This is a genomic window from Streptomyces sp. NBC_00316, from assembly GCF_036158715.1.
Taxonomy (GTDB): Bacteria; Actinomycetota; Actinomycetes; order Streptomycetales; family Streptomycetaceae; genus Streptomyces.
In genome coordinates, this window is sequence record NZ_CP108023.1 from 1,635,774 (window position 1) to 1,661,650 (window position 25,877).

At 71.4% G+C, this 25,877-nt stretch carries 23 protein-coding genes; 8 read left to right on the plus strand and 15 right to left on the minus strand.

The features are described 5' to 3' along the window. The first annotated feature begins 157 nt into the window (after positions 1-157). From OG878_RS07260 to OG878_RS07270, 3 genes are all read left to right on the plus strand, one after another. Positions 158-1,957 carry an AMP-dependent synthetase/ligase gene (locus tag OG878_RS07260; RefSeq protein WP_328891162.1) on the plus strand — a complete coding sequence of 600 codons (1,800 nt, stop codon included), beginning with the start codon at positions 158-160 and terminating at the stop codon, positions 1,955-1,957. A gap of 110 nt (positions 1,958-2,067) precedes the next feature. Next, positions 2,068-2,904, plus strand: a complete 837-nt coding sequence (locus OG878_RS07265) for an aldo/keto reductase (protein WP_328886001.1) — start codon at positions 2,068-2,070, stop codon at positions 2,902-2,904. Between the two features lie 89 nt (positions 2,905-2,993). Next, entirely contained in the window at positions 2,994-3,470 is a 477-nt protein-coding gene (locus OG878_RS07270; protein ID WP_328886002.1) for an RICIN domain-containing protein, read from the plus strand. Between the two features lie 1,091 nt (positions 3,471-4,561). Here OG878_RS07270 and OG878_RS07275 read toward each other — a convergent pair. The 3 genes from OG878_RS07275 to OG878_RS07285 all read right to left on the minus strand — a co-directional run bounded on the left by OG878_RS07275 (position 4,562) and on the right by OG878_RS07285 (position 7,542). Further along, positions 4,562-5,491 carry a class I SAM-dependent methyltransferase gene (locus OG878_RS07275; protein ID WP_328886003.1) on the minus strand — a complete coding sequence of 310 codons (930 nt, stop codon included), beginning with the start codon at positions 5,489-5,491 and terminating at the stop codon, positions 4,562-4,564. Positions 5,492-5,948: 457 nt separating this feature from the next. After that, positions 5,949-6,692: a class I SAM-dependent methyltransferase gene (locus tag OG878_RS07280; protein ID WP_328886004.1), complete on the minus strand. Its 744-nt coding sequence runs from the start codon at positions 6,690-6,692 to the stop codon at positions 5,949-5,951. Positions 6,693-6,768: 76 nt separating this feature from the next. Next, on the minus strand, positions 6,769-7,542 hold the full coding sequence (locus OG878_RS07285; protein ID WP_328886005.1) for a LysR family substrate-binding domain-containing protein: 774 nt from the start codon (positions 7,540-7,542) through the stop codon (positions 6,769-6,771). A gap of 58 nt (positions 7,543-7,600) precedes the next feature. Here OG878_RS07285 and OG878_RS07290 point away from each other — a divergent pair, with 58 nt between their 5' ends. Then, the gene (locus OG878_RS07290) at positions 7,601-8,005 is read left to right on the plus strand and encodes a DUF5997 family protein (RefSeq protein WP_277324480.1); all 405 of its coding nucleotides are present in this window, start codon (positions 7,601-7,603) and stop codon (positions 8,003-8,005) included. A 162-nt stretch (positions 8,006-8,167) separates the two neighbouring features. On the opposite strand, the gene OG878_RS07295 is transcribed toward OG878_RS07290, so the two are convergent. Then, positions 8,168-8,764: an MBL fold metallo-hydrolase gene (locus OG878_RS07295; protein ID WP_328886006.1), complete on the minus strand. Its 597-nt coding sequence runs from the start codon at positions 8,762-8,764 to the stop codon at positions 8,168-8,170. Between the two features lie 151 nt (positions 8,765-8,915). Then, a complete protein-coding gene (locus OG878_RS07300) occupies positions 8,916-9,221 on the minus strand; it encodes a 4a-hydroxytetrahydrobiopterin dehydratase (RefSeq protein ID WP_328886007.1) in 306 nt (101 codons plus the stop codon). Between the two features lie 62 nt (positions 9,222-9,283). Between OG878_RS07300 and OG878_RS07305 the strand changes: the two genes are divergently transcribed. After that, positions 9,284-10,096 carry a helix-turn-helix domain-containing protein gene (locus OG878_RS07305; RefSeq protein ID WP_328886008.1) on the plus strand — a complete coding sequence of 271 codons (813 nt, stop codon included), beginning with the start codon at positions 9,284-9,286 and terminating at the stop codon, positions 10,094-10,096. Positions 10,097-10,138: 42 nt separating this feature from the next. On the opposite strand, the gene OG878_RS07310 is transcribed toward OG878_RS07305, so the two are convergent. The 7 genes from OG878_RS07310 to OG878_RS07340 form a co-directional block, all read right to left on the minus strand. After that, positions 10,139-10,879, minus strand: coding sequence for a YoaK family protein (locus OG878_RS07310; protein WP_328886009.1), 741 nt, complete (start codon positions 10,877-10,879; stop codon positions 10,139-10,141). A gap of 166 nt (positions 10,880-11,045) precedes the next feature. Beyond that, positions 11,046-13,154, minus strand: a complete 2,109-nt coding sequence (gene ligA / locus OG878_RS07315) for an NAD-dependent DNA ligase LigA (protein WP_328886010.1) — start codon at positions 13,152-13,154, stop codon at positions 11,046-11,048. Between the two features lie 35 nt (positions 13,155-13,189). Then, a complete protein-coding gene (locus OG878_RS07320; protein WP_328886011.1) occupies positions 13,190-15,319 on the minus strand; it encodes a phage holin family protein in 2,130 nt (709 codons plus the stop codon). Between the two features lie 98 nt (positions 15,320-15,417). Further along, the gene (locus OG878_RS07325; protein WP_328886012.1) at positions 15,418-15,831 is read right to left on the minus strand and encodes a hypothetical protein; all 414 of its coding nucleotides are present in this window, start codon (positions 15,829-15,831) and stop codon (positions 15,418-15,420) included. Between the two features lie 156 nt (positions 15,832-15,987). Further along, positions 15,988-17,427, minus strand: a complete 1,440-nt coding sequence (locus tag OG878_RS07330; RefSeq protein ID WP_328886013.1) for a gamma-aminobutyraldehyde dehydrogenase — start codon at positions 17,425-17,427, stop codon at positions 15,988-15,990. 78 nt (positions 17,428-17,505) lie between these two features. Beyond that, complete coding sequence (locus tag OG878_RS07335) at positions 17,506-17,916, minus strand: YybH family protein (protein ID WP_328886014.1); 411 nt, start codon at positions 17,914-17,916, stop codon at positions 17,506-17,508. 32 nt (positions 17,917-17,948) lie between these two features. Continuing rightward, a complete protein-coding gene (locus tag OG878_RS07340; protein ID WP_328886015.1) occupies positions 17,949-19,487 on the minus strand; it encodes a purine-cytosine permease family protein in 1,539 nt (512 codons plus the stop codon). Positions 19,488-19,584: 97 nt separating this feature from the next. Here OG878_RS07340 and OG878_RS07345 point away from each other — a divergent pair, with 97 nt between their 5' ends. The 3 genes from OG878_RS07345 (at position 19,585) to OG878_RS07355 (ending at position 22,557) form a co-directional block, all read left to right on the plus strand. Further along, on the plus strand, positions 19,585-21,042 hold the full coding sequence (locus OG878_RS07345; protein WP_328886016.1) for a PucR family transcriptional regulator: 1,458 nt from the start codon (positions 19,585-19,587) through the stop codon (positions 21,040-21,042). 115 nt (positions 21,043-21,157) lie between these two features. Then, entirely contained in the window at positions 21,158-21,940 is a 783-nt protein-coding gene (locus OG878_RS07350; RefSeq protein ID WP_328886017.1) for an MBL fold metallo-hydrolase, read from the plus strand. Further along, positions 21,937-22,557 carry a DedA family protein gene (locus OG878_RS07355; protein WP_328886018.1) on the plus strand — a complete coding sequence of 207 codons (621 nt, stop codon included), beginning with the start codon at positions 21,937-21,939 and terminating at the stop codon, positions 22,555-22,557. The genes OG878_RS07350 and OG878_RS07355 overlap by 4 nt, the downstream gene beginning before the upstream one ends. Here the strand turns inward: OG878_RS07355 and OG878_RS07360 are convergent. The 3 genes from OG878_RS07360 to OG878_RS07370 form a co-directional block, all read right to left on the minus strand. Then, the gene (locus OG878_RS07360; protein WP_328886019.1) at positions 22,547-23,635 is read right to left on the minus strand and encodes an MBL fold metallo-hydrolase; all 1,089 of its coding nucleotides are present in this window, start codon (positions 23,633-23,635) and stop codon (positions 22,547-22,549) included. The two genes, OG878_RS07355 and OG878_RS07360, sit on opposite strands and share 11 nt — an antisense overlap. A 90-nt stretch (positions 23,636-23,725) precedes the next feature. After that, positions 23,726-25,003, minus strand: coding sequence for an aminotransferase class I/II-fold pyridoxal phosphate-dependent enzyme (locus OG878_RS07365; protein ID WP_328886020.1), 1,278 nt, complete (start codon positions 25,001-25,003; stop codon positions 23,726-23,728). Between the two features lie 252 nt (positions 25,004-25,255). Beyond that, positions 25,256-25,861 carry a GOLPH3/VPS74 family protein gene (locus OG878_RS07370; protein ID WP_328886021.1) on the minus strand — a complete coding sequence of 202 codons (606 nt, stop codon included), beginning with the start codon at positions 25,859-25,861 and terminating at the stop codon, positions 25,256-25,258. Positions 25,862-25,877: the final 16 nt, after the last annotated feature.

Genomic DNA, 25,877 nt, shown 5'->3' on the forward strand with positions numbered 1-25,877 from the left:
TTGCCCATCTGGCCGGATATCTGTGGCTGACCTGTGCATATCCCACACTGTCCGCCGCTTCAGGGCTCTCCCGCTGCGCCGCCCGATCGGGTAGCGTCACGGCGCTGTGCGGAGCGCCACAAGGAGCAGTTCATTGCGCGAGTTCACGGTCCCACCCATGGCGGCCGCGCCCCATGTCGGCGGGCTGGCTGATGCAGTCTTCGACTATGCGGAGGAGGATCCGCACCGTGTCGCGCTCGGCCGGAAGGACGCATCCGGACAGTGGCGCGATGTCACCGCGGCCACCTTCCGCGACGAGGTGCTCGCGCTCGCCAAGGGGCTGATCGCCCATGGTGTCCGGTTCGGTGACCGGGTCGCCCTGATGTCCCGCACCCGCTACGAATGGACCCTCTTCGACTTCGCACTGTGGACGGTCGGCGCGCAGTCCGTCCCCGTCTATCCGACGTCCTCGGCGGAGCAGGTCTTCTGGATGCTGCACGACGCCGAGGTGTCCGCCGTCATGGTCGAGCACGAGGACCATGCGATGACGATCGCCTCGGTGATCGACCGGCTGCCTCTGCTGAGACGGCTGTGGCAGCTGGACTCCGATGCGGTGGCCGAGCTCGTCGACGCGGGCACCCATGTCGAGGACGAGGTGGTGCACCGGCACCGCCGGGCGGTGACGCCCGAGTCGGTGGCGACCGTGATCTACACCTCGGGGACGACGGGCCGCCCCAAGGGCTGCGTGATCACCCACGCCAACTTCATGTTCGAGACGGACACCATGGCCGCGCGCTGGGAGCCGGTCTTCCACTCCAAGCCGGGCGACGAGGCCGCGACACTCCTCTTCCTGCCGCTGGCGCACGTCTTCGGCCGGATGGTGGAGATCACGGCGATCCGCGGCCGGGTGAAGCTGGGCCATCAGCCGGAGCTGTCGGCGAAGGCACTGATGCCGGACCTGGTGACATTCCGGCCGACCTTCATCCTGGCGGTGCCGTACATCTTCGAGAAGGTCTTCAACGGCGCCCGGCGCAAGGCCGAGGCCGAGGGCAAGCTCGGGCCGTTCGACAAGGCCTTCGACGTCGCGGTGAAGTACGCCGAGGCGATGGAGCACAAGGCGTTCGGCACCGGCCCCGGCCCGTCACCGGGACTGCGGATGCAGCACCAGTTCTTCGACAAGGTCGTGTACAAGAAGGTCCGCGAGGCGATGGGCGGGCGGGTGCGGCACGCCATGTCGGGCGGCTCCGGCATGGAGCGGCAGCTCGGCCTGTTCTTCGAGGGCGCGGGCATCACGGTCTACGAGGGGTACGGGCTGACCGAGTCGACGGCGGCAGCGACCGCCAATCCGCCGGAGCGCACCCGGTACGGCACGGTCGGGCAGCCGATCCCCGGCACCACCGTGCACATCGCCGACGACGGCGAGGTGTGGGTGTACGGCGGCAATGTCTTCGGCGGCTATCTGGGCGACCCGAAGTCCACCGACGCGGTGCTGCACGACGGCTGGCTGGCCACCGGCGACCTGGGCGCGCTCGACGAGGACGGCTATCTGACCATCACCGGGCGGAAGAAGGAGATCCTGGTGACGTCGGGCGGCAAGAGTGTGTCGCCGGCCGGCCTGGAGGAGCGGGTCCGGGCACATCCGCTGGTCGCGCAGTGCATCGTGGTGGGCAACGACCGGCCGTACATCGCGGCGCTGGTGACTGTGGACCAGGAGTCCGTCGACCACTGGCTCTCCATGCAGGGCCGGCCGCCGATGAACGCGGCGAACCTGGTGCGCGACCCGGATCTGGAGATGGAGGTCCGGCGGGCGGTGGTGGCCGCCAATACGGCGGTGTCGCAGGCCGAGTCGATCCGTACGTTCCGGATTCTGGCGCATCAGTTCACCGAGGAGCACGGCATGCTGACCCCGTCGCTCAAACTGAAGCGGAAGGCGATCGAGACGGCGTACGCGACCGAGGTCGACGCGCTGTACGGCTGAGGTGCCGCCCGCGAGGAGCAATCCGGAAATGCCTCTCGCGGGGAATGCATCACGGCCCTTGATCGTTGAGCATGGGAGTACGAAACCGACGACGTAAGGATCGACCGCTCGTGAGCAAGGTCCCCTCCCTCACCCTCAACAATGGCATCGAGATGCCGCAGCTCGGGTTCGGTGTCTGGCAGGTGCCGGACAGCGAAGCCGCAGAGGCGGTCACGACGGCCATCGAGTCCGGGTACCGGAGCATCGACACCGCCGCGATCTACGAGAACGAGAAGGGCACCGGCAAGGCCGTTGCCGCCTCCGGCGTCGCCCGCGAAGAACTGTTCATCACCACGAAGCTGTGGAACAGCGAACAGGGCTACGACTCCACGCTGCGCGCCTTCGACGCCTCGCTCGAGAAGCTGGGTCTCGACTATGTCGACCTGTACCTGATCCACTGGCCGGTGCCGGCCAAGGACGCGTACATCGACACGTACAAGGCCTTCGAGAGGATCTACGCGGACGGGCGCGCGAAGGCCATCGGTGTCTCGAACTTCCTGCCCGAGCACCTGGAGCGCCTGCTCGGCGAGACCTCCGTGGTCCCCGTGATCAACCAGATCGAGCTGCACCCGCAGCTCCAGCAGGCCGAGTCGCGCGCCTTCCACGCCAAGCACGGCATCGCGACCGAGGCCTGGTCGCCGCTGGGTTCGGGCCGGGGCCTCCTGGAGGTTCCGACGGTCGTCGCGATCGCCCGGAAGCACGACCGCACGCCCGCGCAGGTGGTACTCCGCTGGCACCTCCAGACGGGCAACGTGGTGATCCCGAAGTCCGTGACACCGTCGCGGATCGCGGAGAACATCGATCTGTTCGACTTCGAGCTGGACGCCGACGACCTCGCCGCGTTCGCCGCACTGGACGAGGACCGGCGTCTCGGCCCCAACCCGGGCGAGTTCAACGCAGGCGCCTGAGCCCTGCCGCTCCACGACTGCATCGCGCACGACCGCCGCCCGGCCTCCCGCCGGGCGGCGGTCGCATGCCTGACCCTGGAGGACCGCACATGAGCGGCGAGACCGCGCCCGTCGTCGCAGCCGGTCCGTACCGGCTGCGCAATGTCGGCAGCGGGCTGCTGCTGGAGGTCCACGGCTCCGCCAGGGGCAGTGGCGCGAATGTGCAGCAGGGCAGCGAGAAGGAGGACGGCGCGGCGGGCGCCCAGCACTGGCAGCTCTCCCCCGTGCACGAGGGCGCCGCCCTCTACCACCTGACCAACACCCACAGCGGCAAACGACTGGACGTCGCCAACGCCTCCACGGAGAACGGCGCCAACGTCCAGCAGTGGAAAGCCAACAACTACGGCGCCCAGGAATGGCTGATCGAACAGCACCTGGAGGCACCGGGCACCGTGACCCTGGTCAGTTTCATCAGCGGCCTCGTCCTCGAAGTGGCCGACGGCAGCACGGCGGACGGCGCCAACGTCCAGCAGGGGGAGGACACCGACTCCCCCGGCCAGTGGTGGCAGTTGGAACCGGTCGTCTGAGGGCTGCCCCGTCGTCCCTGGTGGATCGGCGCGCGGCGTCGGGTGCGGCGTGCCGCACGGCGGAGGGGCGGCCTCGTACGGGGCGTCATCCGGGTTCCGGCAACACGGCAAGGTGCGGTGGATGTCGTCGTGTGCCCGCCGCCGAGGGAACCGCACCTCGGCGGCAGCTCAGGCGCTCCTTCCCTTTCCTGGCGAGTGCGCCCCCTCAATCTGTGCGTCGGCGTGCCGGGACGCTGCATTCCGCCACCGGGCCGTCACGCAGACATGCTCACGGCGTCGGCGGCAGGCCGTTCGGGCACACGCACGGAGCCGTGACGCACCTGCAGTTGCCCAGCCCCGTCGAAGGCGTCAGAACGGGAGGCGGGTTCGTGGGACGGATCCGGATCCCGCCCTCCGTGTTCTGCCCCCGGCCCAGCTCCAGCAGCAGGGTGCTTGACGTGCCCGGCCCCTGTGGCTGCTCCAGCCGGCTGTTCGGCCTGCCCTGCCCCTGTGACGTATTCCCCTGCTCCGCATTTCCTGGCTGCATACCCGAGGGATGCTCGGGACAGATCGGTGGCTCCGTCTGGAAGCAGATGTGCGTGCCCGGCGCCGCGGTCGTGGCCATGCCCTGCGGCGCTGCCGCGGCGCTCACCGCGCCTGCCCCGCCGACGAGCACCGTGACCAGGCACGACGCGCCGATCAGAGGAGCTGTTCGTTGCCGGATTCTTCTCACCATGGCGGTTCCCTTGCTTGCGAGGGTGGGATGCGCTTGCCCTGTACCGGCCATCGTGGAATGGCGGGCATTGCCGCGGTGTGACGCCGGCGTGACCGGGCTCGAGATCTCCCTGTGCGGGACCCGTGGCTGAGCCGGGGTGGCACAGACGGACGCGGAGCTGTGGATCCCCGTCCGTTGATCCCCGTGGAGTGGACTGCAGCCCGGGCCGTGACGTGCGGAGCCCCGGTGATCAGCGCAACCCTGCCTGCCGAACGTCCGCGGACAGGGCTCTGTGCCCCCTTCGAACGATCCATGGTGTGCAGCCACGGTTCTCGGCTGCCGGAACACCCTTGGGGCCTCGCGGCCGCCACCTGCACGAGAGACCGCCTTTGCCTGGTCAGGCGCGCCGGCCCAGGTGGACCGTGCGCGCCGTGAGCAGGAATACGTCCGGGCGCCGGCGCAGCCCCGCCGGGTCGTCGGGGTCGAGCAGCCGGTCGAGTACGGCAAGGTCGTCGTCCGCGAGCACGTCGGAGTACGTCTCGCGCCGCCGGGCGAATTCGGCGATCACCGGGTCGCGGGCCCGGTCGGGGAGCGGCGCGGGAAGGTCGAGGAGGAAACTGCGGGTGCCCTGCGGCGACAGCCCCACTGCGGCGAAGAGGGCGCTCCAGTCCTCGATCTCCCGCTTGGCCTCCGGCAGGGCCGCCCGCATCTCCTCGAACCAGTCAGCGGTCAACGCATCGAGCCTGGCCTCCAGGCCCGGCCGGCCGATCCCGATGTCGCGCGGCAGCTGACGGGGCTGCAACCCGCCCTCGACGAGGGCTACGGTGCCTCCGGGGCGCAGCAGCCCGGCGAACCCGGCGAGGGCGGCGCGCTGGTCCCCCATATGGTGCAGCGCGTTGCCCGCCCAGACGATGTCCGCGGCCCCCAGCTCTGCCAGCTCGTCAGGGAGTTCGGCGTGCAGGGTGCGGACGCGGTCGCCGAGCCCCAGCCGTTCGGCGCGGGCCCGGGTGCGCTCCAGGAGCGCCGGGGTACCGTCGACGGCGACGACTTCGGCCTCGGGGAACGTCTCGGCGAGCAGGCACGTGACCACGCCGGGACCGCTGCCGATGTCGAGGACCCGGCGTACCCGCGGGGCGTTCGGCAGACCCGCGATCCATTGGGCGGCCTCTCGGTACTGGGGGCTGCTGAGCTCGGCGTTCTGCTCCAGCACCGGGGCCATGACGTCCCAGTCCAAGTCGACGGTGTCGTGGTGGTGACGGTGCGCGGCGCGGTCGTGCGGGCCGCGGGCGGTGTCGTGGTGAGGTCCGTGATCGGCGTCGCTGTTCATGCGCACAAGATTCCCTGCGCATCGGACGTCCGGCAAACTTTGTTGCGGATTCGGCAACCAGCCATCGCTCCGGTGGTTCTGAACGGACCCGGCCGGCGCTGCGGGGTGGGCCGAACCGGCAGGTACCGACCCGGCTTTCCCCGCTGTCGGCGCGTCCGGCCGGATGACGCCGGTCGTACGGTTCGGCCCGCGGCACACCGGTTGAGGGCCGACCGTGCCCACAGGTGGCCGACCAGGCCAGGTCCGGAGACCGGGTCGCGGGTGACCGACGTGTCTGCGCCGGTCCGGCGCCATCGGCGTCACGAGCGGACCGTGCGTGCACTACGGAAGCCCTACGGGTGCCGTTGCCGTGGCACCGCGGAGCCCCCAGGGCGCCACGAGACGCCACGGGGCACCGCACACACACGTTGGCGCCATGTGACGCCGGGCGGCTCCCCTCGTGCATCACCGGCCCGGCTCATCCCCGGCGCCGGAACACCACCAGCCGGTACTCGGGATCGCGGCGCGGCCGGTCCTGGTCGGGCAGGCCCAGCAGCGCCCCCGCCAGTTGTTCGGCCGCCTCTCCCGGCAGCTCCAGGCGCGAGACGAAGTCTCCCTTGCGCACCCCGCGCGCCGCCGACTGCGGTGTCCGCCCCTGGCCGTGGCCGAGGAAGCGGGCCTCTCCCATGACGTCGAGCCCTGCCTCCGCCCCGTAGGCGACGACCAACTCCTCGCCGTCGGACGGCCTCGGCCTCAGATACGGGGCGAACGCCTCGTCGATGTCGCTGCCCACGTCGTGCGCGGCGTCCTTGTCGACCGTGGTGACGAACACCCCGCCGGGCCGCAGTACCCGGGCTGCTTCGGACACCACCGCCCGGACGTCCCCCGCTCCTCGCAGCAGATGCAGCAGCCAGATCGCCGCGACCGCATCGACCGCCCCGTCACCCAGCGGCAGCCGCCGCGCGTCGGCGAGCGCCACAGCGCCGATCCGCTGCCGGGCGAACCTCGCCATGCCGTACGAGGCGTCGGTACCGAACACCTTCAGTCCGGGCCGGGCGAGCACGATCCGCTCACCGACGAGCCCCGTACCGCAACCGATGTCCAGCAGCGTGCGGGCGGATTCCGGGACCAGGTCCAGGACGGCGCGGGCTGCGGATTCGGCCCTGGGCACGCCGCCGCGGGTCGCGTCGTAGACAGCCGCTTCCGTGTTGTAGTCCAACATGCGTGCGACTGTAGGTCACCGGCCGAATCCCGGACGGGCAAAGCCGGGGAAGACTGGATGCGGGCGAGGCCCGGGCCTACGACCGACGGCGGGGCTTGCCGCGCTTGGCGCCCTTGGAGCCGCCGGATCCGGCGGACCCGCCCCGCGGACTCCTGCCGGTCGACTTGCCGGCTGCGGGCTTGCGCCGCGCGTCGCCCCCGTCGGGGCGCTTGCGCTGCTTCGGCTGTGCCGCGGTGGCGGTGCGCCCCCGGGAACTGTTCACGGTGCGGCCGCGGACGATCCCGATGAAGTCCTCCACCATGTCGGTGGTCGCGTCCTCCGGCCACGACAGCGCGACGCGCGACTCGGGGACACCGGTGACCGGCCGGTACGTGAGGTCCTTGCGATGGTGCAGACGGGCCAGGGACTGCGGGACGACGAGAAGACCCACTCCGGCCGCCACCAGCTCGATGGCATCCGCCGTCGTGGCGGGGCGCTCGTTCGCGGGCTGTCCCGGCGGACGCTCCCAGTCGAGGGTGTCGTCGAGGGGATGCAGCACGATGTCGTCGCCCAGATCGTCCACGGACACCTCCTCGACCGCCGCGATCACGTGGTCCTTCGGGACCACGACCACCGTCGTCTCGGTGTAGAGAGGGATCGCGCTGAGGTCCGTCCGGTCCATCGGCAACCGCACGAAACCCGCGTCGGCGCCACCGGCCCGCAACACGTCCGCGGCCTCGGCAGGAGTCACCGCGACGAGGGCCAGCGGGATGTCCGGCAGCCGCTCGTTCCAGATACGCACCCACTTCGTCGGCGTCACGCCCGGTACATAAGCGAGCCGGAAAGAACGGGGTACCTGGGAGCCTGTCACCCCGCCAGGTTACCGGTCGTGGTCGGAGGTATCGCACACGCTCGCTACTCTTGACACCATGACGTCGCACCAGACCACCCAGACGATGAAGCCCGCGACCGCGGCAAAGAAGCTGGGTGTGTACCTCGAGGCCACCCCCGCCGAGTTCCAGGAGGGTGTCGTCTCGCGCAGCGAGCTGAACGCGCTGCAGGCCGATCCGCCCGAGTGGCTGCAGGAGCTGCGCCGCAACGGCCCGCACCCGCGCCCCGTGGTCGCGGCGAAGCTCGGCATCTCCATCTCGGGTCTGGCCCGGGGCGGAATCACGGACGCCCTCACCACGGAGCAGATCGACGCGCTGAAGAAGGACCTTCCCGAGTGGCTGCAGAAGGAACGCGCCACCCAGGCCGAGGTCCGGAAGGAAGCAGTGCGCATCAAGGAGAAGAACGCGGAGCGGAGCGAGCAGGCCGACCGTCCTCGTTCCTGACCGCCGCACACACAACGCCTCCGGCTCCGTACGCAGAGCTGGAGGCGTCGGCGTAGGCCCACCCGATGCGCTGCGCCCGGCCACGGCACGCGGAAGTGCTGAGGCGCTGCACCGCCGCACCGCCGCAAGATCGTCCCGTGGTGGGTCTTCCGGCGTATCTCCTCAGACCGATTCGCCGGGCCTCAGATATCGGTAGCCGTTGTCGGTCTCCTCGGCGAGCCAGCCGTTGAGGCTGCTGAGACCGCGCTCGTTGATCTGGGCATCGTGGATTGCGAACGCCCGCTGCGGTCCGATCGCCCTGACGAAGTCGATCGCCTCCGCCGTCTTCATCCACGAGCCGTGGGCCGGGACCAGGAGCGTCTCGATCGGCTGCTCGGGCACGTACAGCGAGTCACCGGGGTGGTAGATCGCCTCGTCGACGATGTAACCGAGGTTCGCACAGTCCGGTTGGTCACCGTAGATGAACGCGTGACGGCCACCGACCGCCCGTACGCGGAAGCTGGCGGCGGTGAACGTATCACCGGTGGACACCCCGGTGACCTCCAGCCGTGGAATGTCCGCTTCGGCGGGGGCGTAGACCGGCACACCGAGTGCTGCCACGCGAAGGACGTCGATGTGGTCGGCGTGTTCGTGAGTCACCAGCACCGCGTCGGCACCGGTCAGGGCGGCAGGCTCGCTCCACGTCCCGGGATCGATGACGAGCACCCGGCCATCGTGTTCAAGCCGTACACAGGCGTGGGTGTATTTCGTGATCCGCATGGCGCACACACCTACCCGGGCCGCGGCACCCCGAACCGCTGGGACGGGGACTCGGGCCGTGCCGGGCGACGTTCCTGCCGAGGCCGGTGTCATGGCCCGCGCCCTGACGAGCGCGGGCACCCGTTCCTCCTGTGCGCGGCGTCCCCCTCCGTCAGTGCGCCCCGTGCCCCGGAGCGATCGCCTCCAGCCGCGCCGCCAGCGTCATGTCCTTCTCGGTGACCACGCCCCCCGCGTCGTGCGTGTGCACCGCCAGGGCAACGGTGTTGTAGCCGAGTGTCAGATCGGAGTGATGGTTCAGCTCGTCCTGGATCTGGGCGACATGGACGGTCAGCGCGGCGGCGGCGAAGTGCGAGGCGAGCCGGTACGTGCGGGTGATCCGGTCTCCCTCCAGCGCCCAGCCGGGCAGCTCGCGCAGCCGGTCCTCGATCTCTTTCTGCGACAGCGGTTCGGTGGGCACGGGGCGGCTCCCTCACGAGGTCGGTCGGTGATGGGCGGTGGCGGTGACGTTACGGTCTCCGTATGACAACTGTCGCGCCTGACACGGGGGTAGGGCCACTACTGCGCAGCTGGCGGGAGCAGCGCAGGATCAGTCAGCTGGAGCTCGCCCTGCGCGCCGACTCCTCGGCCCGCCACATCTCGTTCATCGAGACAGGACGTTCCCGCCCCAGCGAGGAGATGATCCTCCGGCTGGCCGAGCACCTCGACATCCCGGTCCGGGAACGCAACGCCCTTCTGGTGGTGGGCGGTTACGCGCCCCGCTACGCCGAGACCGCGTTCGACGACCCGGCGATGGGCGCGCTGCGCGACGGCATGGAGCAGCTGTTGCAGGGGTACGACCCGTATCCGGCGCTCGTCGTGGACGGCACGTACACCGTGGTGGCCGCCAATCGGGGTATCGCGATGCTGCTGGACGGGGTGGCGGAGCATCTGCTCGCGCCGCCGCTGAACGCCATGCGGCTCACCCTCCATCCGCAGGGTCTGGCACCGCGCATCCGCAATCTGCGCGAGTGGCGGGCCGATCTGCTGGCACAGATGGAGCGTCAGATCGCGTTGGTCCGGTCGGCGGAGCTGCGCGAACTGTACGAGGAGGTCGCCGCCTATCCGCTGCCCAGGGAGCGCGCCCGCGGTCGGGACGAGCCGGCGCGGCCGCCTTCGGCGCTGTCGTTCGCGCTGCCGCTGGTGATCGAGCACGACGGTCGGGTGCTGTCCTTCGTCTCCTCCATCGGGACGTTCAACACGCCGATGGATGTGACGGTGTCCGAGCTGGCGATCGAGACGTTCCTGCCCGCCGATCAGGAAACCGCCGGGTATCTGCGGTCACTCGCACCCTGATCGCCGGGCGTCAGGTCCTGCCCCGTCGGGCCCGACGCCGTGTCAGTTCTTGGCGAGCGGGCGGATCCACGGGGCATCGGCGCGCGCCAGTACGGTTGCGGCCGCAGTCACCCCGGCCAGGATGATCAGAGCGAAGAGCAGCGGCAGCGCCGGGTGTCCGTGCAGGAAGGCGAAGGTGCCGGCGACGGCGCCGAGCAGCATGGCGCAGGCGGAGAGCACCCGTCGCCCGGCCTTGCTGCCCGTCCCTCCGACGAGGCGGCTGTCGGCGGCGATACCGGTGATGGTGAGGGTCAGCACGGTGGTCATGAGGTCGGGGACCGCGAGCGCACGCGCGGCTGCGTTCTGCACGCCGAGGCCCAGGGCGAGCAGCACGATGAGGGTGAAGCGGACCTCGCCGACGTACGGGCTGCCGGACGTCTGGGTGACGATCACGGCGGCCGCGAAGCACAGGGTTTCGGCCAGGAGCGCGTACTGGAGCATCTTGCCCCGGTGGGCGTGGCGGTGCACGAGCAGGCCGCTGAGCACCGCACCGGCGATGAACGAGACGAGCGCCACGAGCGAGGCGGTGACCGAGAAGCCCGGGGCTCCGGCCACCGCGAAGCCGGAGAAGACCACATTGCCGGTCATGTTGGCGACGAAGACCCGGCCGAGCTGCAGAAAGCTCACCGCGTCGACCAGTCCGGTGACGACGGTCAGGGCGAGCATCATGGGCGGCAACGGCCCGTGCCGGTCGGTCATGTCCGGTACGAGGGTGGCCCATGCCTCACGCAGCACGACAGGCATGGGCACGCTCCGATCACTGGGGGTGTGGTCAGGATTCTGCCGCGACCGGGGCTCGGAACACATGACCACCACCATGCGCGTCGCCGACCGGAGGCGCTCCGGCCCTTGCCGCCATCCTCCGCTCCCCGGTCGGTCGGCCCGCGCCCAACCGTCGGCGGCCCCCCTGTCACACCTCCGACGGCAGGAAGTCGGCGATCAGTTCGGCGAACTCGTCCGGTGCGGCGATCCGTACCCCGAGATCCTCCGCCTTGGCCCGCTTGGACCCGGCCTTCTCCCCCGCGACCAGCAGCGCGGTGCGCTTGGAGACGCTCGACGAGGACTTCCCGCCCGCCCGCTCGATCAGCTCGTTCATCTGGTTCCGCGAAAGCTTCTCCAGTGCTCCGGTCATGGCTCCGGTGACCACCACCGTCATCCCCTCCAGCGGTTGTCCGGCCGTCACCCCACTGTCCGCGGCGGCAGCGGCATCGGCATCCGTACCCTCCTCGCCGGGCTCCGGCGGCGGCGTCGCACCGGGCTCGGCCATGTTGACCCGGGCGGCGACCAGCTTCTCGATCAGCGGCGCGAGTTCCTCCAGCTCCGCGACCACTGCGGCGGCCTTCTCCTTGCCGATGCCGTCCACCTGCTGGAGCGCGTCTGCGTCGGCGGCCCGGATCCGGTCCATGGTCGCGAAGTAGCGGGCGATCCGCCGTGACATGGAGCGCCCGGTGCCTCGTACCCCCAGCGCGCAGAAGACCCGGGAGAGCGGCTGGGCGCGTGCCGTCTCGATGGCGGCCAGCAGATTGTCGGTGCTGGTCTCGCCCATCCGCTCCAGGCCGAGCAGTTGCTCGCGTTCGAGCGTGAAGAGGTCGGCGAAGTCGGCGACCAGTCCGGCATCGACCAGCTGGACGACCCGGGTCGCGCCGAGCCCTTCGATGTCGAGCTGGTCGCGGCCCGCCGCGTACGAGATGGAGGCCACCAGCCGGCAGTTACGACCCCGGACACAACGCCAGCGCTGCTCACTCGTGTCGATCTCGGAACCGCACTGCGGGCAGGCCTCGGGGAAGACGATGGGCTTCTCGTCGCCGGTGCGCAGATGGGCGACGGGCGCTTCGATGCGGGGGATGATGTCGCCCGCCTTGTAGACCATCACCCGGTCGCCGAGCCGGAGATCGCGGCGGGTGATGTCCGCCGGGTTGTGCAGCGTGGCGTAGCTGACGGTCGATCCGTCGATCTCGACCGGCTCCAGCACGGCGCGCGGCGCGATGATGCCCGTCCTGCCGACATTCCACTCGACGCCCAGCAGCCGGGTGACCTTCTCGACGGCCGGGAGCTTGTACGCGATGGCCCAGCGGGGCGCCCGGGTGCCCGAACCGGCCTCGCGCTGGTCGGCGGCGAGATCCGCCTTGATCACGATGCCGTCGATGCCGAACGGCAACGAGGCGCGCAGCGCGGCGACATCCTCGACCCGGGCCTGCACCTCCTCGACGGTGGTGACCGTGCGCGGGGCGACGTCCGTGTCCGCCGCCGTGTGCACGCCGATCCCGGCGACGTACTCCAGGACCTCGCTGTGCGGGAGTTCGGCCAGGGTGGCGGTCAGCGCGCCGGAGTCGGGCAGCGGCAGGGCACCGTAGGCGAAGAACGTCATCTCGACCGTGTACGGACGGTCCTTGGCGCGGAGGGTGCCCGCCGCGCCGTTCCTCGGATTGGCGAAGGGGGCGCCGCCGTGCTCGGTGCGCACCGTGTTGGCCTGTTCGAACTGCTCGTTCGTCATCAGGATCTCGCCGCGTATCTCGATCGTCACCGGCTCGCCGAGCTGCTCCGGGAGCCCCGCGACGGTGCCGATGGCATGCGACACGTCCTCTCCCGCGGTGCCGTCGCCCCGGGTGATCAGTCGCTCCAGCCGGCCCGACCGGTAGCGTGCGGCGACCGCGAGCCCGTCGAGCTTCGGCTCCACGCTCCAGGCGGCCACGGGTCTGCCGATCCGGCGCTCCAGGGAGGCCGTCCAGGTGGCGAACTGCTCGGCGGAGAACACATTGTCCAGCGAGAGCATCGGCACCGTGTGCGGCACGTCCCCGACCGCTGCGCCGCCGGCGACCTTGCCGGTGGGTGAGGCGGCCAGCACGTCCTGCGGATGCGTCTCCTCGTACGCAGCGATCCCGCGCACCAGCCGGTCGTACGCGTCGTCGTCGAGCGTGCTCTCGCCGGTGGCGTAGTACGCGGCGGCGGCCGCCGAGGCTTCTTCGACCGCGGCGGCGTAGGCGGCGGCATCGGCGAGCACAACAGCTGAGTTCGTCATGCCCCCATCCTGCCGCCCACCACTGACAACGCCCCTCAGCCGGCTGCCTGGACGGTCCCGTCCTCCTCGCCTGTGCTGTCCGCCCCGCTGATGGCGGTCAGTGGCACCTGTGGTCCGGAGCACTCCCGCAGCCACCTGCGCAGCACCTCGTGCACCTGCTCGGCACCCACCAGCTCCGCGTCCGGTTCCGCCGATGCGTGGGAGGCCACCGGATCCGACATGGAGCGGGGCCAGAGCAGGAACGGCCGCGACTGCCGGCCGCCGAGTCCGCCGTGCGAGCCGATCTGTTCCTCGAACGCATGCACACAGCCCGTCTCCGGGTCGTACATCGAGTTCACCATCACATCGGCGACATGCGGGAACGTGTCGGTGCGGCGCACCGCGGCCGCCGCGCCCGGGCCGAACGGGGCCAGCGGGCCCTCCCCGTCCTTCAGTTCCGCCACCGGTATCTCGGCGCCGCCGCGCCCCAGCACGACCGATCCGTGCCGCTCGCTGCGGACCAGCAGAAAGCCGATGCCGGGGTGGTCGGCGAGGGTGCCGAGCAGTGCGGGATGGCGGCGGTCGAGCTGTTCGCGCGCCGCGCGTCCTTCGATGTCGGGGAAGGAGATCAGGCCGAGGTTGCCGGAGGCCAGGACTATCGGGTCGGACGGTGTCCCGGCCGCTTCCGTCCCGCCCGCCCCGACGGGCCGGTGCAGAGCGATCCGAACCGCGTCACGCGCCTCCGAGGCGCTCTTCGTACGCTGCGCCCGGCGCGGCACGGGCAGCCCGCAGCCCGCTCGCACCAGGTCCTTGAGCGTCAGCCCGTACGCTCCCGCGAAGGTCTCCCCGGGGCTCTGTCCGTGGTCGGAGAGCAGCACGATCCGGTAGGGGCGCGGGGTGTGTTCGGCGATCTTGACGATCAGGGCGAGCGAGCGGTCCAGACGGGCGAGGACCTTGGCCGCGTCACGGCTGTGCGGCCCGGAGTGGTGCGCCACCTCGTCGTAGGCGACCAGATCGGCGTAGACCGCGGTGCGTCCGGCGAACATGTCGCCGATGACCGCGGACACCACCACATCGCGTTCGACGACGGTCGCGAAGGCCCGGATGAAGGGGTAGAGCCCGCCGCGCTTGATCCGGGGCGTGTCCTTGCGCAGCCGCGCCCGGGTCGACTGGACGATCTCCCGGACGACCTCGGCGACGAACGACAGGGCGGTACGGACGGAGTTGGCCGGGTCGGAGAAGTACGCGAAGTATCCGGCCCGGGAGCGGCGTCCCTTGCCACGCCGGGCGGCCATCGACAGCACGAGGGCGAGCTGGTCGGCACCGCCGCTGAAGAGGTTGCCGCGGCTGGCGCCGTCGAGGGTCAGCAGCCCCCCGTCACGCGTGCGGACGATGGCGCGCCGCTGCAGTTCGAGGGCGCTCGCGGGTCTGTTGGACACCATGACGTCCCCGGTCTCCTTCTCGTACCAGCGGAAGGCGGGGACGTCGAAGGTGCTCCCGTGCAGGATGCCGAGCTGGCTGGCACCGGTCTGGCTGGACCAGTCGGTGCGCCAGGGCATGAGCCGGTGACCCGGCCCGTCCTCGAGCCAGTGGGCGACCGTGGGCATCACACCGTCGGCGGCGGCCTGGGCGAGGACGTCGTGGCCGACGCCGTCGAGCTGGATGAAGACCGTTCCGGGCGGTCCGCTGCCGCCGCCGTCCGCGCCCCGGACGGTGCCGCTGCGGCGGCGGCGCCGGTCGGCAAGGCGCGAGAGTCTGCGGCGGTAGGCGTTGTCGTCGCGGACGGCGAGAGCGGTGGAGGTCGCGGAGGCCACGGCGGACATCACGGCGGCGACGACGACCGCGGTCTCGGGGTTGGCGTCGCCGCGCCCGTCCGGAATGAGCCGCAGGGCGACGAGCAGCAGCGAGCCGTTGAGGAAGAAGACCAGCATCCCGAGGACGAGGGCGGGCACGATGAGCAGGGCCCGTACGAGAACGGGCCAGACCAGTGCGGAGAGCAGACCGAACGCTCCGGCGCCCCAGGCCGCCGTGAACGCGATCTTGGTGATGCTGTCGCCGTTGTCCGACTGGAGCTGGAAGTCGGGCAGAATCCCGGCGAGCGCCAGCAGGGTGAGGGTCGAGACGGCCCACACCGCGATCACTCGCATCAGAGCGCTGCCGGCCGTTCGCCATCGCCCGTCACTCACGCCGTTCCCACCTCATCCGTCCGGGCCCTGCCGCTGTCGGCCCCGGTTCCAGCGTTTCACAGGCGTCTCGTACGGGGTGGAGGCGAGGGTGGCAACGGTCAGCAGCCGTCGTATCCGGCGGTCGGCATGGAGAGCCTGCGGTGCACGCTCGCCTTTGTGCGGGCGCTGTACGTGGGTTCGTCGAGGCCGGCGAGCTCCAGCCGTACGCCGCGCCGCTCGCACTCCGCGGCGAACTGCGGTACCGAGGTCAGCGCCCGGGCCAGCACGCGGTCGTTGGGGGCCACGAACAGCTCGACGTCGCCGCCGTCGACATCCGCCCACAGAGCGTGGTGATCCGGTCGCAGTCCGTAGAGCCGCAGCTGCCGTGTCACGACGTAGCCCTTGTCGGCGGCCCACTGGGCGCACATGGCCTGCTGGCTGCGGGTGTCCACGAGGAACGGGTCGACGTCGAGTTCCTCGAGCGGTGTGAGACTGGCGATGGCCGCCACCCGTACGTCCCGTACGTCCCCCATGGGCGTTCCCCCCGTGCTAGGCGTACGGGCGACCCTACCCCTCCGACTCCCGCACAAAAAGGCGCATGTCAGGACGGGAGGTGTACGGGCGGGAGTGCGCGCCCGCCCCCGCGCCGGGGGGTGAGGCCGGGGCGGGGGCGGCAGAGCGGCGCGGGATCAGAGCGACGTCATGACGTGCTTGATGCGCGTGTAGTCCTCGAAGCCGTACGCGGAGAGGTCCTTGCCGTAGCCGGACTTCTTGAATCCGCCGTGGGGCATCTCTGCGACGAGCGCCATGTGGGTGTTGATCCACACGCAGCCGAAGTCGAGGTTCTTGGACATCCGCATCGCGCGGGCGTGGTCCTTGGTCCACACCGAGGAGGCCAGGGCGTAGTCGACGCCGTTGGCGTACGCGACCGCCTGTGTCTCGTCCGTGAACGACTGGACGGTCATGACAGGGCCGAAGACCTCGTTCTGGATGATCTCGTCGTCCTGGCGCAGGCCGGAGACGACGGTCGGGGCGTAGAAGTAGCCCTTGTCGCCGACCCGGTGGCCGCCCGCCTCGACCCTGGCGTGCTCCGGGAGCCTGTCGATGAAGCCGCTGACCTGCGCGAGCTGACCCGCGTTGTTGAGCGGGCCGTACAGCACGTCCTCGTCGTCCGGCTGTCCGGTCTTCGTGCCGGCGGCCGCCTTGGCGAGCGCCGCGACGAACTCGTCGTGGACCGACTCGTGGACGAGCACGCGGGTCGCGGCCGTGCAGTCCTGGCCGGCGTTGAAGAAGCCGCCGACGATCAGGTCCTCGACCGCCTTCTCCAGGTCCGCGTCCTCGAAGACGACGGCCGGGGCCTTGCCGCCGAGCTCCAGGTGGACCCGCTTGACGTCCTTGGCCGCGCTCTGCGCAACCTGGATGCCGGCGCGTACCGAACCGGTGATGGACGCCATCGCCGGGGTCGGGTGCTCGACCATCAGCCGGCCGGTCTCACGGTCGCCGCAGATGACGTTGAAGATGCCGCGGGGCAGCTCCAGGGACTCGAGTACGCCGCCGATGATCTCGGCGATGAGCACGGTGGAGGCCGGGGTGGTGTCCGAGGGCTTGAGGACCACCGCGTTGCCCGCGGCGAGCGCGGGTGCGAACTTCCAGACCGCCATCAGCAGGGGGTAGTTCCACGGCGCGACCTGCGCGCAGACGCCGACCGGCTCACGGCGGATGATCGAGGTCATCCCCTCCATGTACTCGCCGGCCGAGCGGCCTTCGAGCATTCGCGCCGCACCCGCGAAGAAGCGGACCTGGTCGATGGCCGGGGCCAGTTCCTCGCTGCGGGTGAGGTGGAGCGGCTTGCCGGTGTTCCGGCTCTCCGCGGCGACGAGCTCGTCGGCCCGCGCCTCCATCGCGTCGGCGATCTTCAGCAGGGCCAGTTGGCGTACGGAGGGGGTGGTGTCGCGCCATACGGGGAACGCGGCAGCGGCGGCCGCCATCGCCGCGTCGACGTCCGCGGCACCGGAGAGCGGGGAGGTGGCGTAGACGTCGCCGGTGCTGGGGTCCACGACATCGAGCGTGCGGCCGTCCGAGGCGTCGGCGAAGACGCCGTCGATGTAATTGCGGAACGTGGTGCTCATGGAACCGGTCTCTCTCGTGGTCGGTCGGCGTCGCGGGTGCGCCCCCGGTCGGGGCGGCCGCACCCGCGAAACGCCTCGTCAGGCGGTGGTGCGGGCGGACAGGTGCTCGTGGACGGCGGGCCAGCTGCCGTCCTCGGCGCGGGCGAAGACGATCGTCTCCCGCTCGTGAACGGTCTCCTCACCGCTGCGGGTGGCGATCCTGGTCTCGACGTCGTGACTGAAGACGGCGGTGGAGCCGAGGTGCTGGACCATCTGTCCGGTGGAGGTGCAGCCCAGGATCCGGAAGTCGTCCTCGGCCACCCACTGCTGCCACAGCGCGCGGTACTCGGCCGTGGAGGCGAGCCGCTGCGGAGTGGAGTGGAAGACGAAGGTGGCGTCCGGGGCGAAGGCACCGAAGTAGTCGTCGAGGCGCCCTTCGGCGAAGGCGGCGACGAGCGCGTCGGCGACGGCCTGGATCTCCTGGACGGGGGTGCTCTCGGGTGTGCTCATGGGGGGCTCCTGGTTACGGGCGGGGCGGGCGCTCAGTGAGCGGCGGCGGGTTCGGCGGCGCGGGGCTCCTCCGTACCGCCGGTGATCGGCGGGACCTCGGTGTCCGACGCCCGGACGAACCGGGGTCCGGCCGGCCCGTACACCCCGCGCGGCTCCGGGAACACGGTGAGCAGGGTGAGGTAGAGCACGGCTGCCAGGGCGAGGCCGACCGGCAGGGAGATGTCCGCGCCGTTCGCGAGATTGCCGAGCGGGCCGACGAACTGGCCGGGCAGGTTGGTGAAGAGGAGCGCCACGACGGCGGAGACGACCCAGGTGGACATTCCGCGCCAGTTCCAGCCGTGGTTGAACCAGTAGCGTCCACCGGTCTGGCGGCGGTTGAAGACCTGGAGGGCGTCCGCGTCGTACCAGCCGCGCCGGGTGAAGTAGCCGAGGGCCATGACGATCATCCACGGGGCCGTGCACGTGATGATCAGGGTGGCGAAGGTGGAGATGGACTGCGCGAGGTTGAGCGCGAAACGGCCGACGAAGATGAAGGCGATCGACAGGGCCCCGATGAAGAACGTCGACTGGACCCGGCTGAAGCGCGTGAACACGCTGGAGACGTCGAGCCCGGTGCCGTACAGCGCGGTCGTGCCGGTGGAGAGACCGCCGATGAGGGCGATCAGGCAGAGCGGCAGGAAGTACCAGCCGGGCGAGATGGCGAGCAGTCCGCCGACGTAGTTGGGGGCGGCCGGGTCGACGTACTTCGCGGCCTTGGCAGCGATGATCGAGGCGGTGGCCAGGCCGAAGAGGAACGGCAGCAAGGTGGCGACCTGGGCGAGGAACGCGGCGCCCATGACCCGGCGGCGCGGCGTCGCGGTCGGGATGTAACGGGACCAGTCGCCGAGGAAGGCGCCGAACGAGACCGGGTTGGACAGGACGATCAGCGCGGAGCCGATGAAGGCCGGCCAGAAGAGCGGGTCGGCGGTCGAGGCAAAGGCTCCCGCGTACCCCGGGTCGAAGTCTCCGGCGAAGGCGAAGGCGCCGAGGACGAAGAGCGCCGAGGCCGCGATGACCGCGATCTTGTTGACCAGCAGCATGAACCGGAAGCCGTAGACGCAGACGACGAGCACCAGTCCGGCGAAGATCGCGTAGGCGACGCCGTAGCTCGCATCGGACTCGGGGAGACCGGCGAGCCGGTGGGCTCCGCCGACCAGTGCGTCACCCGAGGACCACACGGAGATCGAGAAGAACGCGACCGCGGTGAGCAGCGAGAGGAACGAGCCGACGATCCTGCCGTGCACGCCCAGGTGGGCGGAGGAGGAGACGGCGTTGTTGGTGCCGTTGGTCGGGCCGAAGAGCGCCATCGGGGCGAGCAGCAGGGCGCCGACGAGCAGACCCAGCACGGTCGCGGCCAGGCCCTGCCAGAAGGAGAGCCCGAACAGGATCGGGAACGCACCGAGCACACAGGTGGCGAAGGTGTTGGCGCCGCCGAAGGCGAGCCGGAAGAGGTCGAGGGGACGGGCGGTGCGGTCCGCTTCCGGTATCCGCTCGACCCCGTTGGTCTCGACTTCGGTGATCGAGGAGGTCACGGGCGCTCCACCTACTGTTCATGCGCGGGGACTGGCCCCTCAGTCTGTGGTCCCGGATCGTCTCCGGCAATTGTGAATGTCACAAAGAGATACCCTGATGTCTGTGGCCAGCGACAAACTCACCGTTGAGGATCTTCTCTCCTACCCCGCGCTCCAGCTCACCGTGAGGGCGGGCAGCCGCGGTCTGGGCCGCTCGGTCTCCTGGGCTCACGCGAGCGAACTGGCCGATCCGACGCCCTGGTTGCTGGGCGCCGAGGTGATCATGACGACGGGCCTGGCGATCCCGCGGAACGCCGCCGGGCAGCGGGCGTACCTGGAGCGGCTCGACGACGCCGGGGTGTCCGCGCTGGCCCTATCGGCGCAGCTGCACATGCCCCCGTTGCACGACGCCTTCTTCCGGGCCGCCGAGGAGCGGGGCTTCCCGGTCCTCGAGGTGCCGCTCGCCGTCCCGTTCATCGCGGTGTCGCAGGAGGTCGCCGCTTCGGTCCAGGAGGATGCGCGGCACCGGCTCGGCGCCCAGCTGCAGGTCTTCGGTTCGCTGCGCTGGCTGGTCGCCGAGGATCTCGACACGCCTGCGCTGCTGCGCCGCCTCGAACGCCTCTCCGGTTACGACGTCTACCTCTGCACGCCGCAGGGGCGCCCCCTCCTGCCCGGCGTGCCCGTGCCCGATCCGGGCGTCCTGCCCGCGTCCGTCGACGCCCCGCCGACCGTGCCCGGCGGGTTCGTGCTGCCCGTGCCGGCACCCGGCGGACCGGCGGGGTTCCTCGTCGCGTACGAACGGGAGGGCGCCCAGCCGGCCGGGCTCGCGGTCGTCCAGCACATCGCCACGGTGGCGGCGCTGCGGGTGGCGATGGTGCGCACCGAGCGCGAGACCCTGCGCCGTGAGGGTGCGGAGACCCTGGCCGAGCTGCTCCAGGAGGTCCTCGACCCGGAGGCGGCGCGGCGCAGGCTCGCCCGGCATGCGATCGAGGGCGACACCGTGCTGATCGTGGTCCGGCGGACCACGGACGAGGCGCTGCTGCGCTGTCTCCAGGACCATCCGCATCTGCTGCTCACCCGGGGCGAGGACCGCTATGTCCTGGGGGCGCCGCAGCTGGCCGCCGAGATCGGTGGACTGCCGGACGTGGCGGCGGGGATGAGCCGCCCGTTCCTGCCGGGTGCCGCACTGCGGGTGGCGCAGCGCGAGGCGCTCTGGGCGGTCTCGAAGGCCGTCGAGTCGGGCCGCCCGGTGATCCGTTACGGGGACGATTCGATGGGCCGCTGGATGCCCGACGACCCGGCGGTGCTGGCCGCCCTGGTCGAGCATGTCCTCGGCGAGGTGCTGCGCTACGACAAGGCGCACGACTCGCAGCTGCTGGTCTCCACCCGCACGTGGATGGAGCGCGACCGCCGCACGGAGACGGCGGCGACCGCGCTCCACATCCATCCGAACACCCTCGGGTACCGGCTCCGGCGGTTCGGCGAACTGACCGGTCGCGATCTCGCGTCGACGGGGGCGCTGGCCGAGGTCTGGCTGGCGATCCGGGCGGCGGGGGCGCTGGGGCTCACGGACTGAGATCTCCCGGCGCCGGGCACGGTGGCATCCGGACGCACCCGGCCCCGCGCCCCGCTCCGGCATTACGCTCATGGCCAGGAGCGGACAGCGGGAACCACGGTCGAGGAGGCAGACGGTGCCGGTGGAAGTCACCTGGTGGGGTCACGCCACCTGCACCATCGAGGACTCCGGGGTCCGCGTCCTGACCGACCCCCTCTTCGTACGCCGGCTCGCGCACCTGCGCCGCCGCCGCGGCGCGCTCCCGGGCCCCGAGGCCACCGTCGCCGATGTCGTCCTCGTCTCCCATCTGCACTCCGATCATCTGCATCTGCCGTCGCTGGCCCGCCTCGCACCCGGCAGCCGGCTGATCGTGCCGCTCGGCGCCGTCCGGTCCGTACCGGGGCTGCGGCTGCTGCGCCGGGTGCGCGGACTGCGCATCACCGAGGTGGCGGCCGGGGAGGAGGTGCGGATCGGTGACGTGCGGGTACGGGCCGTCCCCGCACAGCACGACGGACGGCGGCTGCCGGTGGGCCCGCACCGTTCGCCCGCCCTGGGTTACGTCATCGAGGGCGAGGCGCGCACGTACTTCGCCGGGGACACCGGGCTGTTCGACGAGATGGCGAAGTCGGTCGGCCCGGTGGACGTGGCGCTGCTGCCGGTGGGCGGCTGGGGCCCGTATCTCGGCCACAGCCATCTGGACGCGGGCCGCGCCGCCGAAGCCCTGGCCCGGCTGTCCCCGCGCTCGGCCGTGCCGGTGCACTACGGCACGTACTGGCCGATCGGGATGGACGGGATCCGGCCCCACGAATTCCACGCACCCGGTGACGAATTCGTGCGGAAGGCCGCGCTGCTGGCACCGGATGTGACGGTGCACCGGCTGGCCCACGGCGAGCATGTGCGACCGGAGGCCGCCAGGTGATCCAGGAGGTCGTGGGGCAGCTGCCCCCTGAGTCGACGCAGCAGGCCGTCGGCTATCCGTCCCTCTTCCTGCTGGTGGCGCTGGGCGCGCTGGTGCCGGTGGTGCCGACGGGGGCACTGGTGAGTTCGGCGGCCGTGGTGGCGTTCCATCAGACGGACCCGTTCGCGCTGCTGGTGGTGTTCGGGGTGGCGTCGTCGGCGGCGTTCCTCGGGGACATATGCCTGTACTGGCTGGGGCAGCGCGGGGTGCGGTCGAAGAACGGCTCGAAGTGGCTGCGGGCGATCAGCGACCGGGCGGCGCCGGAGCGGCTGGCGCAGGCGCAGGAGAAGCTCGACGAGCACGGTGCGGTGGTGCTCGTGCTGTCGAGGCTGGTGCCGGCCGGACGGATTCCGGTGATGCTGGCGTGCCTGCTGAGCCGGATGCCGATGCGCCGGTTCGCCCGTGGGGATGTGCCGGCCTGTCTGGCGTGGGCGGCGACGTATCAGCTGATCGGCATTCTGGGCGGTTCGCTGTTCCCCGAACCGTGGCAGGGCGTGGTCGCGGCGGTCGGCCTGACACTGCTGATCAGCGCGGCGCCCGCGGTGTGGCGCAGGGCGCGGGCCCGCTTCAGCCGCTGATGCCGTGGGGAGCCTGCGGGAAGGGAGGTGCCTCCCTGGTCCCGTCCAGCACCCGGGAGCCGCCGATGGGCAGGTCCCACAGGTGTTCGCGTGGATGGCCGGCCCGCTGCCAGGCACGGTGGAGCCGGGTGATCGGTTCGAGTACGGGCTCGGCGGAGAGCAGGAACGTCGCCCAGTGCATGGGCGCCATCGCGCGGGCGCCGAGATCCTCGTACGCCTGCACGGCCTCCTCCGGATCGGTGTGCACGTCGCCGAGCCACCAGCGCGGTTCGTACGCTCCGATCGGCAGCAGCGCCAGATCGATCCCGGGGTGGCGGCGGCCGATCTCCGTGAACCAGTGCCCGTAGCCGGTGTCCCCGGCGAAGTAGATCCGCTGACCACCGCCCGCCGCGCCGCCGATGCTCTGGATGACCCAGCCGCCCCACAGGGAGTGACAGGTGTCGGTGAGGGTCCGCTTGGACCAGTGGTGGGCGGGCACGAAGTCGAAGCGGACGCCGCGCAGGTCCGCCGACTCCCACCAGTCGAGCTCGGTGACGCAGGAGAAGCGGCGGCGACGGCACCACCGGCCGAGCCCCGCCGGGACGAACAGCGGGGTGTCCCGCGGCAGTCTGCTCAGGGTGGGGGCATCGAGATGGTCGTAGTGGTTGTGGCTGATGACCACGGCGTCGACGGCCGGCAGATCCTCCCAGCGGACACCGACCGGTGTGATCCTGGCGGGGGTGCCGAGGATACGGCGGGACCAGACGGGGTCGGTGAGGATGGTCAGTCCGCCGGTCCGGACGATCCAGCTGGCGTGTCCGGCCCAGGTGACGGTGGTCGTGTCCGCGTCGGTGACGGGCAGCGGTCCGGGGGCGTACGGCAGCTGGTGGATGCCTCGCAGCCCCTCGGCGTCGGGCCGCACGGCGCGCTCGCGGGCCAGTCGCGTCATGCCCCTGACACCGGGGAGCGGGGCGGTGAGCCGGTCGGCGAACGAGGCGGGCCAGACCCTCACCTCGCCGAGCGGGCGCGGGGACACGATCCGGCCGAGGAGCTCCGGCTGCGCGGGCCCGGCGAGGGTCCGCTCCGTCTGTTCCGTCATCGAGAGACTCCCGCCCCGGAGTGCTTCGTCGAGCAGTCCGTCAGGTTCGTCGTCCATACGTTGTCGGGCACGTCGTCGGGTAGGCCGCCGTCAGCGCAGCTCGCTGAGCGCCGTTGCGAAAATGCTCAGCGCCCGGGCGACATGCGGCAATTCAAGGGGCTCCACCGCAGTGAGGGACTCCGTCTGCTGCTCCGGGGTCGAACCGAGCAGCGGGCCGGTGCCCAGCCGCACCCGCAGTGCGCCCAGTTCGTCGCCGAAGCGGTGGCCTCCGGGGGCGGGCGCGCCGAGACGTTCGGTGAGGTACTCCTCCAGTTCCAGGGAGTCCGTGACTCCGCGGGTGGCGAGCCGGGACCGTAGAGGGCCGAGGTCGGCGTAGAGATGACGGCCGGCCTGCGGGGGCCGGGCCAGCGCCCCCGAGGCGAGCACCGCCCGGTGGGCCGCGGCGGCGACCTGCGCCTGCAGTTCGGCGGCCCTGCGGACGCGGACCACGACGGGCTCCGGTTCGCGCAGCGCATGGGCGGCCGCGGCGGCGACCGGACCCGCGACGAGGGCGCCGAGCGCGGTGAGGACGTCGAGGGTACGGGCATGTCGCACCGCCGCCCGTGCGGTGGCCGGGAACCTGGCCACCGCAACCGGCCAGGTGGCCGGGGTCAGCGCACCGGCCAGGTCGCAGACGACGGTGACGTCGTCGGGGCACATCTCGGCGGGGCTGAGCAGAACGTCGTGCGGCCGGTGCAGGGTGTCGCGCCAGGTCTCGTCGCTGACGATGTGCATTCCCTCGGCGACCGCGGCCTCGCACGCCTCGCGCACGAGTTCCGGCGGGGCGACGGTGGCGGTCGGGTCGTCGACGACGGAGATCAGCAGGAGCCGGGGCCGGCCGCCCTCGGCGCGCACTCTGCGTACGGTTTCGAGGAGGGCGTACGGATCGGGCACGCCGCCGCACTCGGCCGGGGTCGGCACATGGTAGGCGGGCCGGCCCAGCAGCCGGGCCTGCGGAATCCAGTTCGCGGGGCAGGGGCGCGGCATGAGGACGTCACCGCCGTGTGCGGCGATCAGGGCGAGCAGCAGCGGCGAGGCACCGGGGGCGGCGGCGATGTGCTCGGGACCGCCGCGCAGCCCGCGCCGGGTCCAGTAACCGGTGGCCGCCTCGCGCAGGGCATCACCGCCGCCGGTCGGTTCGGGCTCGCCGCGTCCGGCGGCGGCGGCGAGCACCTGGGCCAGCTCGGGCAGCACGGGCAGCCCGGGGTCGTGCGCGGGGGGCCCGTACCGAACGGGCCCGTGGTCCCCTCGCAGGGTACGTGCGGCGTCCCGCCCGCTGCCCCCGGCCGGTCCCGCGTCCCCGCCCTGCCCGGCCCGCTTCCGCGCCATCCCGGGTCTCCTTCGCTGCCGCTCCGTCACCCTGTCTCGCCCCCAGGGCCCTTTATACGGAGGTTTGAGTGTCACCGCCCGCCCTGCCCGGCGACCCACCGGCCGTCAGCCGGGATCCGCACCGAATGCCGCGACTCGTGCGGCGCATCGCCCGGTGCCCGCCACACGGTTGTCCCGGTGACCGGACCGGCGTGCGGGTCCTTCGCACGCCACGGCGCTGCACCTGGCAGCGTCCCTCCCCCACACCGGTCGTCAATCGCCGCGCCAGATGTTGTCGAAGGCCGCGTTCTCGATGGCGCGCCGTTGCCGTACCGCTTCCAGCTCCAGCAACGCGTCACGGACGGCCGCCAGCACCGTCACCACCGCCTCGTCGGCACCGCTGAGGAAGTCTCCGGTCTGCTCGTCACGGATCCCGAGGGCGGCCCCGAGTGCGGCGAGGACGGGCTCATCCGACGTCCAGCGCTCCGTCGCCTCGCGGCGAGCGGGTGAATCGGCCAGCACCGTCCGACTGCGCCGGAAGGGGATCCCCCGGCGGCCCTGCCGGCTGAGCTGCCCCTCCGCCTCGAACGCGGCCAGATAGGTGGCGGACAGGCCGCTACCCCTGCGCCACAGCCAGTCGCCGACCGACTCGTACGGGGTCTCCCGGAGCAACGACGTCGCGGCCTCGTCCAACAGGGGATCAGGCAGGGCCGGCCCGAGGCCCGGAACGATGTGATCACCGACCAGGCTGATCGCTTCGGCGCCGAGCAGGTCGATCGCCTCCGCCCCCGCGAGCGCGAGCGACAGGTCTCCCTGCTCCACAGTGCGTTCGGGCGCCAGGTCCATGGTGACGATCATCAGGTCCCGCGGTGTGGTCATCAAGGGCTCCCACGGC

Coding starts and splice junctions, on each gene's coding strand:
- OG878_RS07260 (WP_328891162.1), top strand. CDS start 158: ATGGCGGCCGCGCCCCATGTCGGCGGGCTGGCTGATGCAGTCTTCGAC.
- OG878_RS07270 (WP_328886002.1), top strand. CDS start 2,994: ATGAGCGGCGAGACCGCGCCCGTCGTCGCAGCCGGTCCGTACCGGCTG.
- OG878_RS07275 (WP_328886003.1), bottom strand. CDS start 5,491: ATGAACAGCGACGCCGATCACGGACCTCACCACGACACCGCCCGCGGC.
- OG878_RS07280 (WP_328886004.1), bottom strand. CDS start 6,692: ATGTTGGACTACAACACGGAAGCGGCTGTCTACGACGCGACCCGCGGC.
- OG878_RS07290 (WP_277324480.1), top strand. CDS start 7,601: ATGACGTCGCACCAGACCACCCAGACGATGAAGCCCGCGACCGCGGCA.
- OG878_RS07295 (WP_328886006.1), bottom strand. CDS start 8,764: ATGCGGATCACGAAATACACCCACGCCTGTGTACGGCTTGAACACGAT.
- OG878_RS07305 (WP_328886008.1), top strand. CDS start 9,284: ATGACAACTGTCGCGCCTGACACGGGGGTAGGGCCACTACTGCGCAGC.
- OG878_RS07310 (WP_328886009.1), bottom strand. CDS start 10,879: ATGCCTGTCGTGCTGCGTGAGGCATGGGCCACCCTCGTACCGGACATG.
- ligA (WP_328886010.1), bottom strand. CDS start 13,154: ATGACGAACTCAGCTGTTGTGCTCGCCGATGCCGCCGCCTACGCCGCC.
- OG878_RS07325 (WP_328886012.1), bottom strand. CDS start 15,831: ATGGGGGACGTACGGGACGTACGGGTGGCGGCCATCGCCAGTCTCACA.
- OG878_RS07330 (WP_328886013.1), bottom strand. CDS start 17,427: ATGAGCACCACGTTCCGCAATTACATCGACGGCGTCTTCGCCGACGCC.
- OG878_RS07335 (WP_328886014.1), bottom strand. CDS start 17,916: ATGAGCACACCCGAGAGCACCCCCGTCCAGGAGATCCAGGCCGTCGCC.
- OG878_RS07345 (WP_328886016.1), top strand. CDS start 19,585: ATGTCTGTGGCCAGCGACAAACTCACCGTTGAGGATCTTCTCTCCTAC.
- OG878_RS07360 (WP_328886019.1), bottom strand. CDS start 23,635: ATGACGGAACAGACGGAGCGGACCCTCGCCGGGCCCGCGCAGCCGGAG.
- OG878_RS07365 (WP_328886020.1), bottom strand. CDS start 25,003: ATGGCGCGGAAGCGGGCCGGGCAGGGCGGGGACGCGGGACCGGCCGGG.
- OG878_RS07370 (WP_328886021.1), bottom strand. CDS start 25,861: ATGACCACACCGCGGGACCTGATGATCGTCACCATGGACCTGGCGCCC.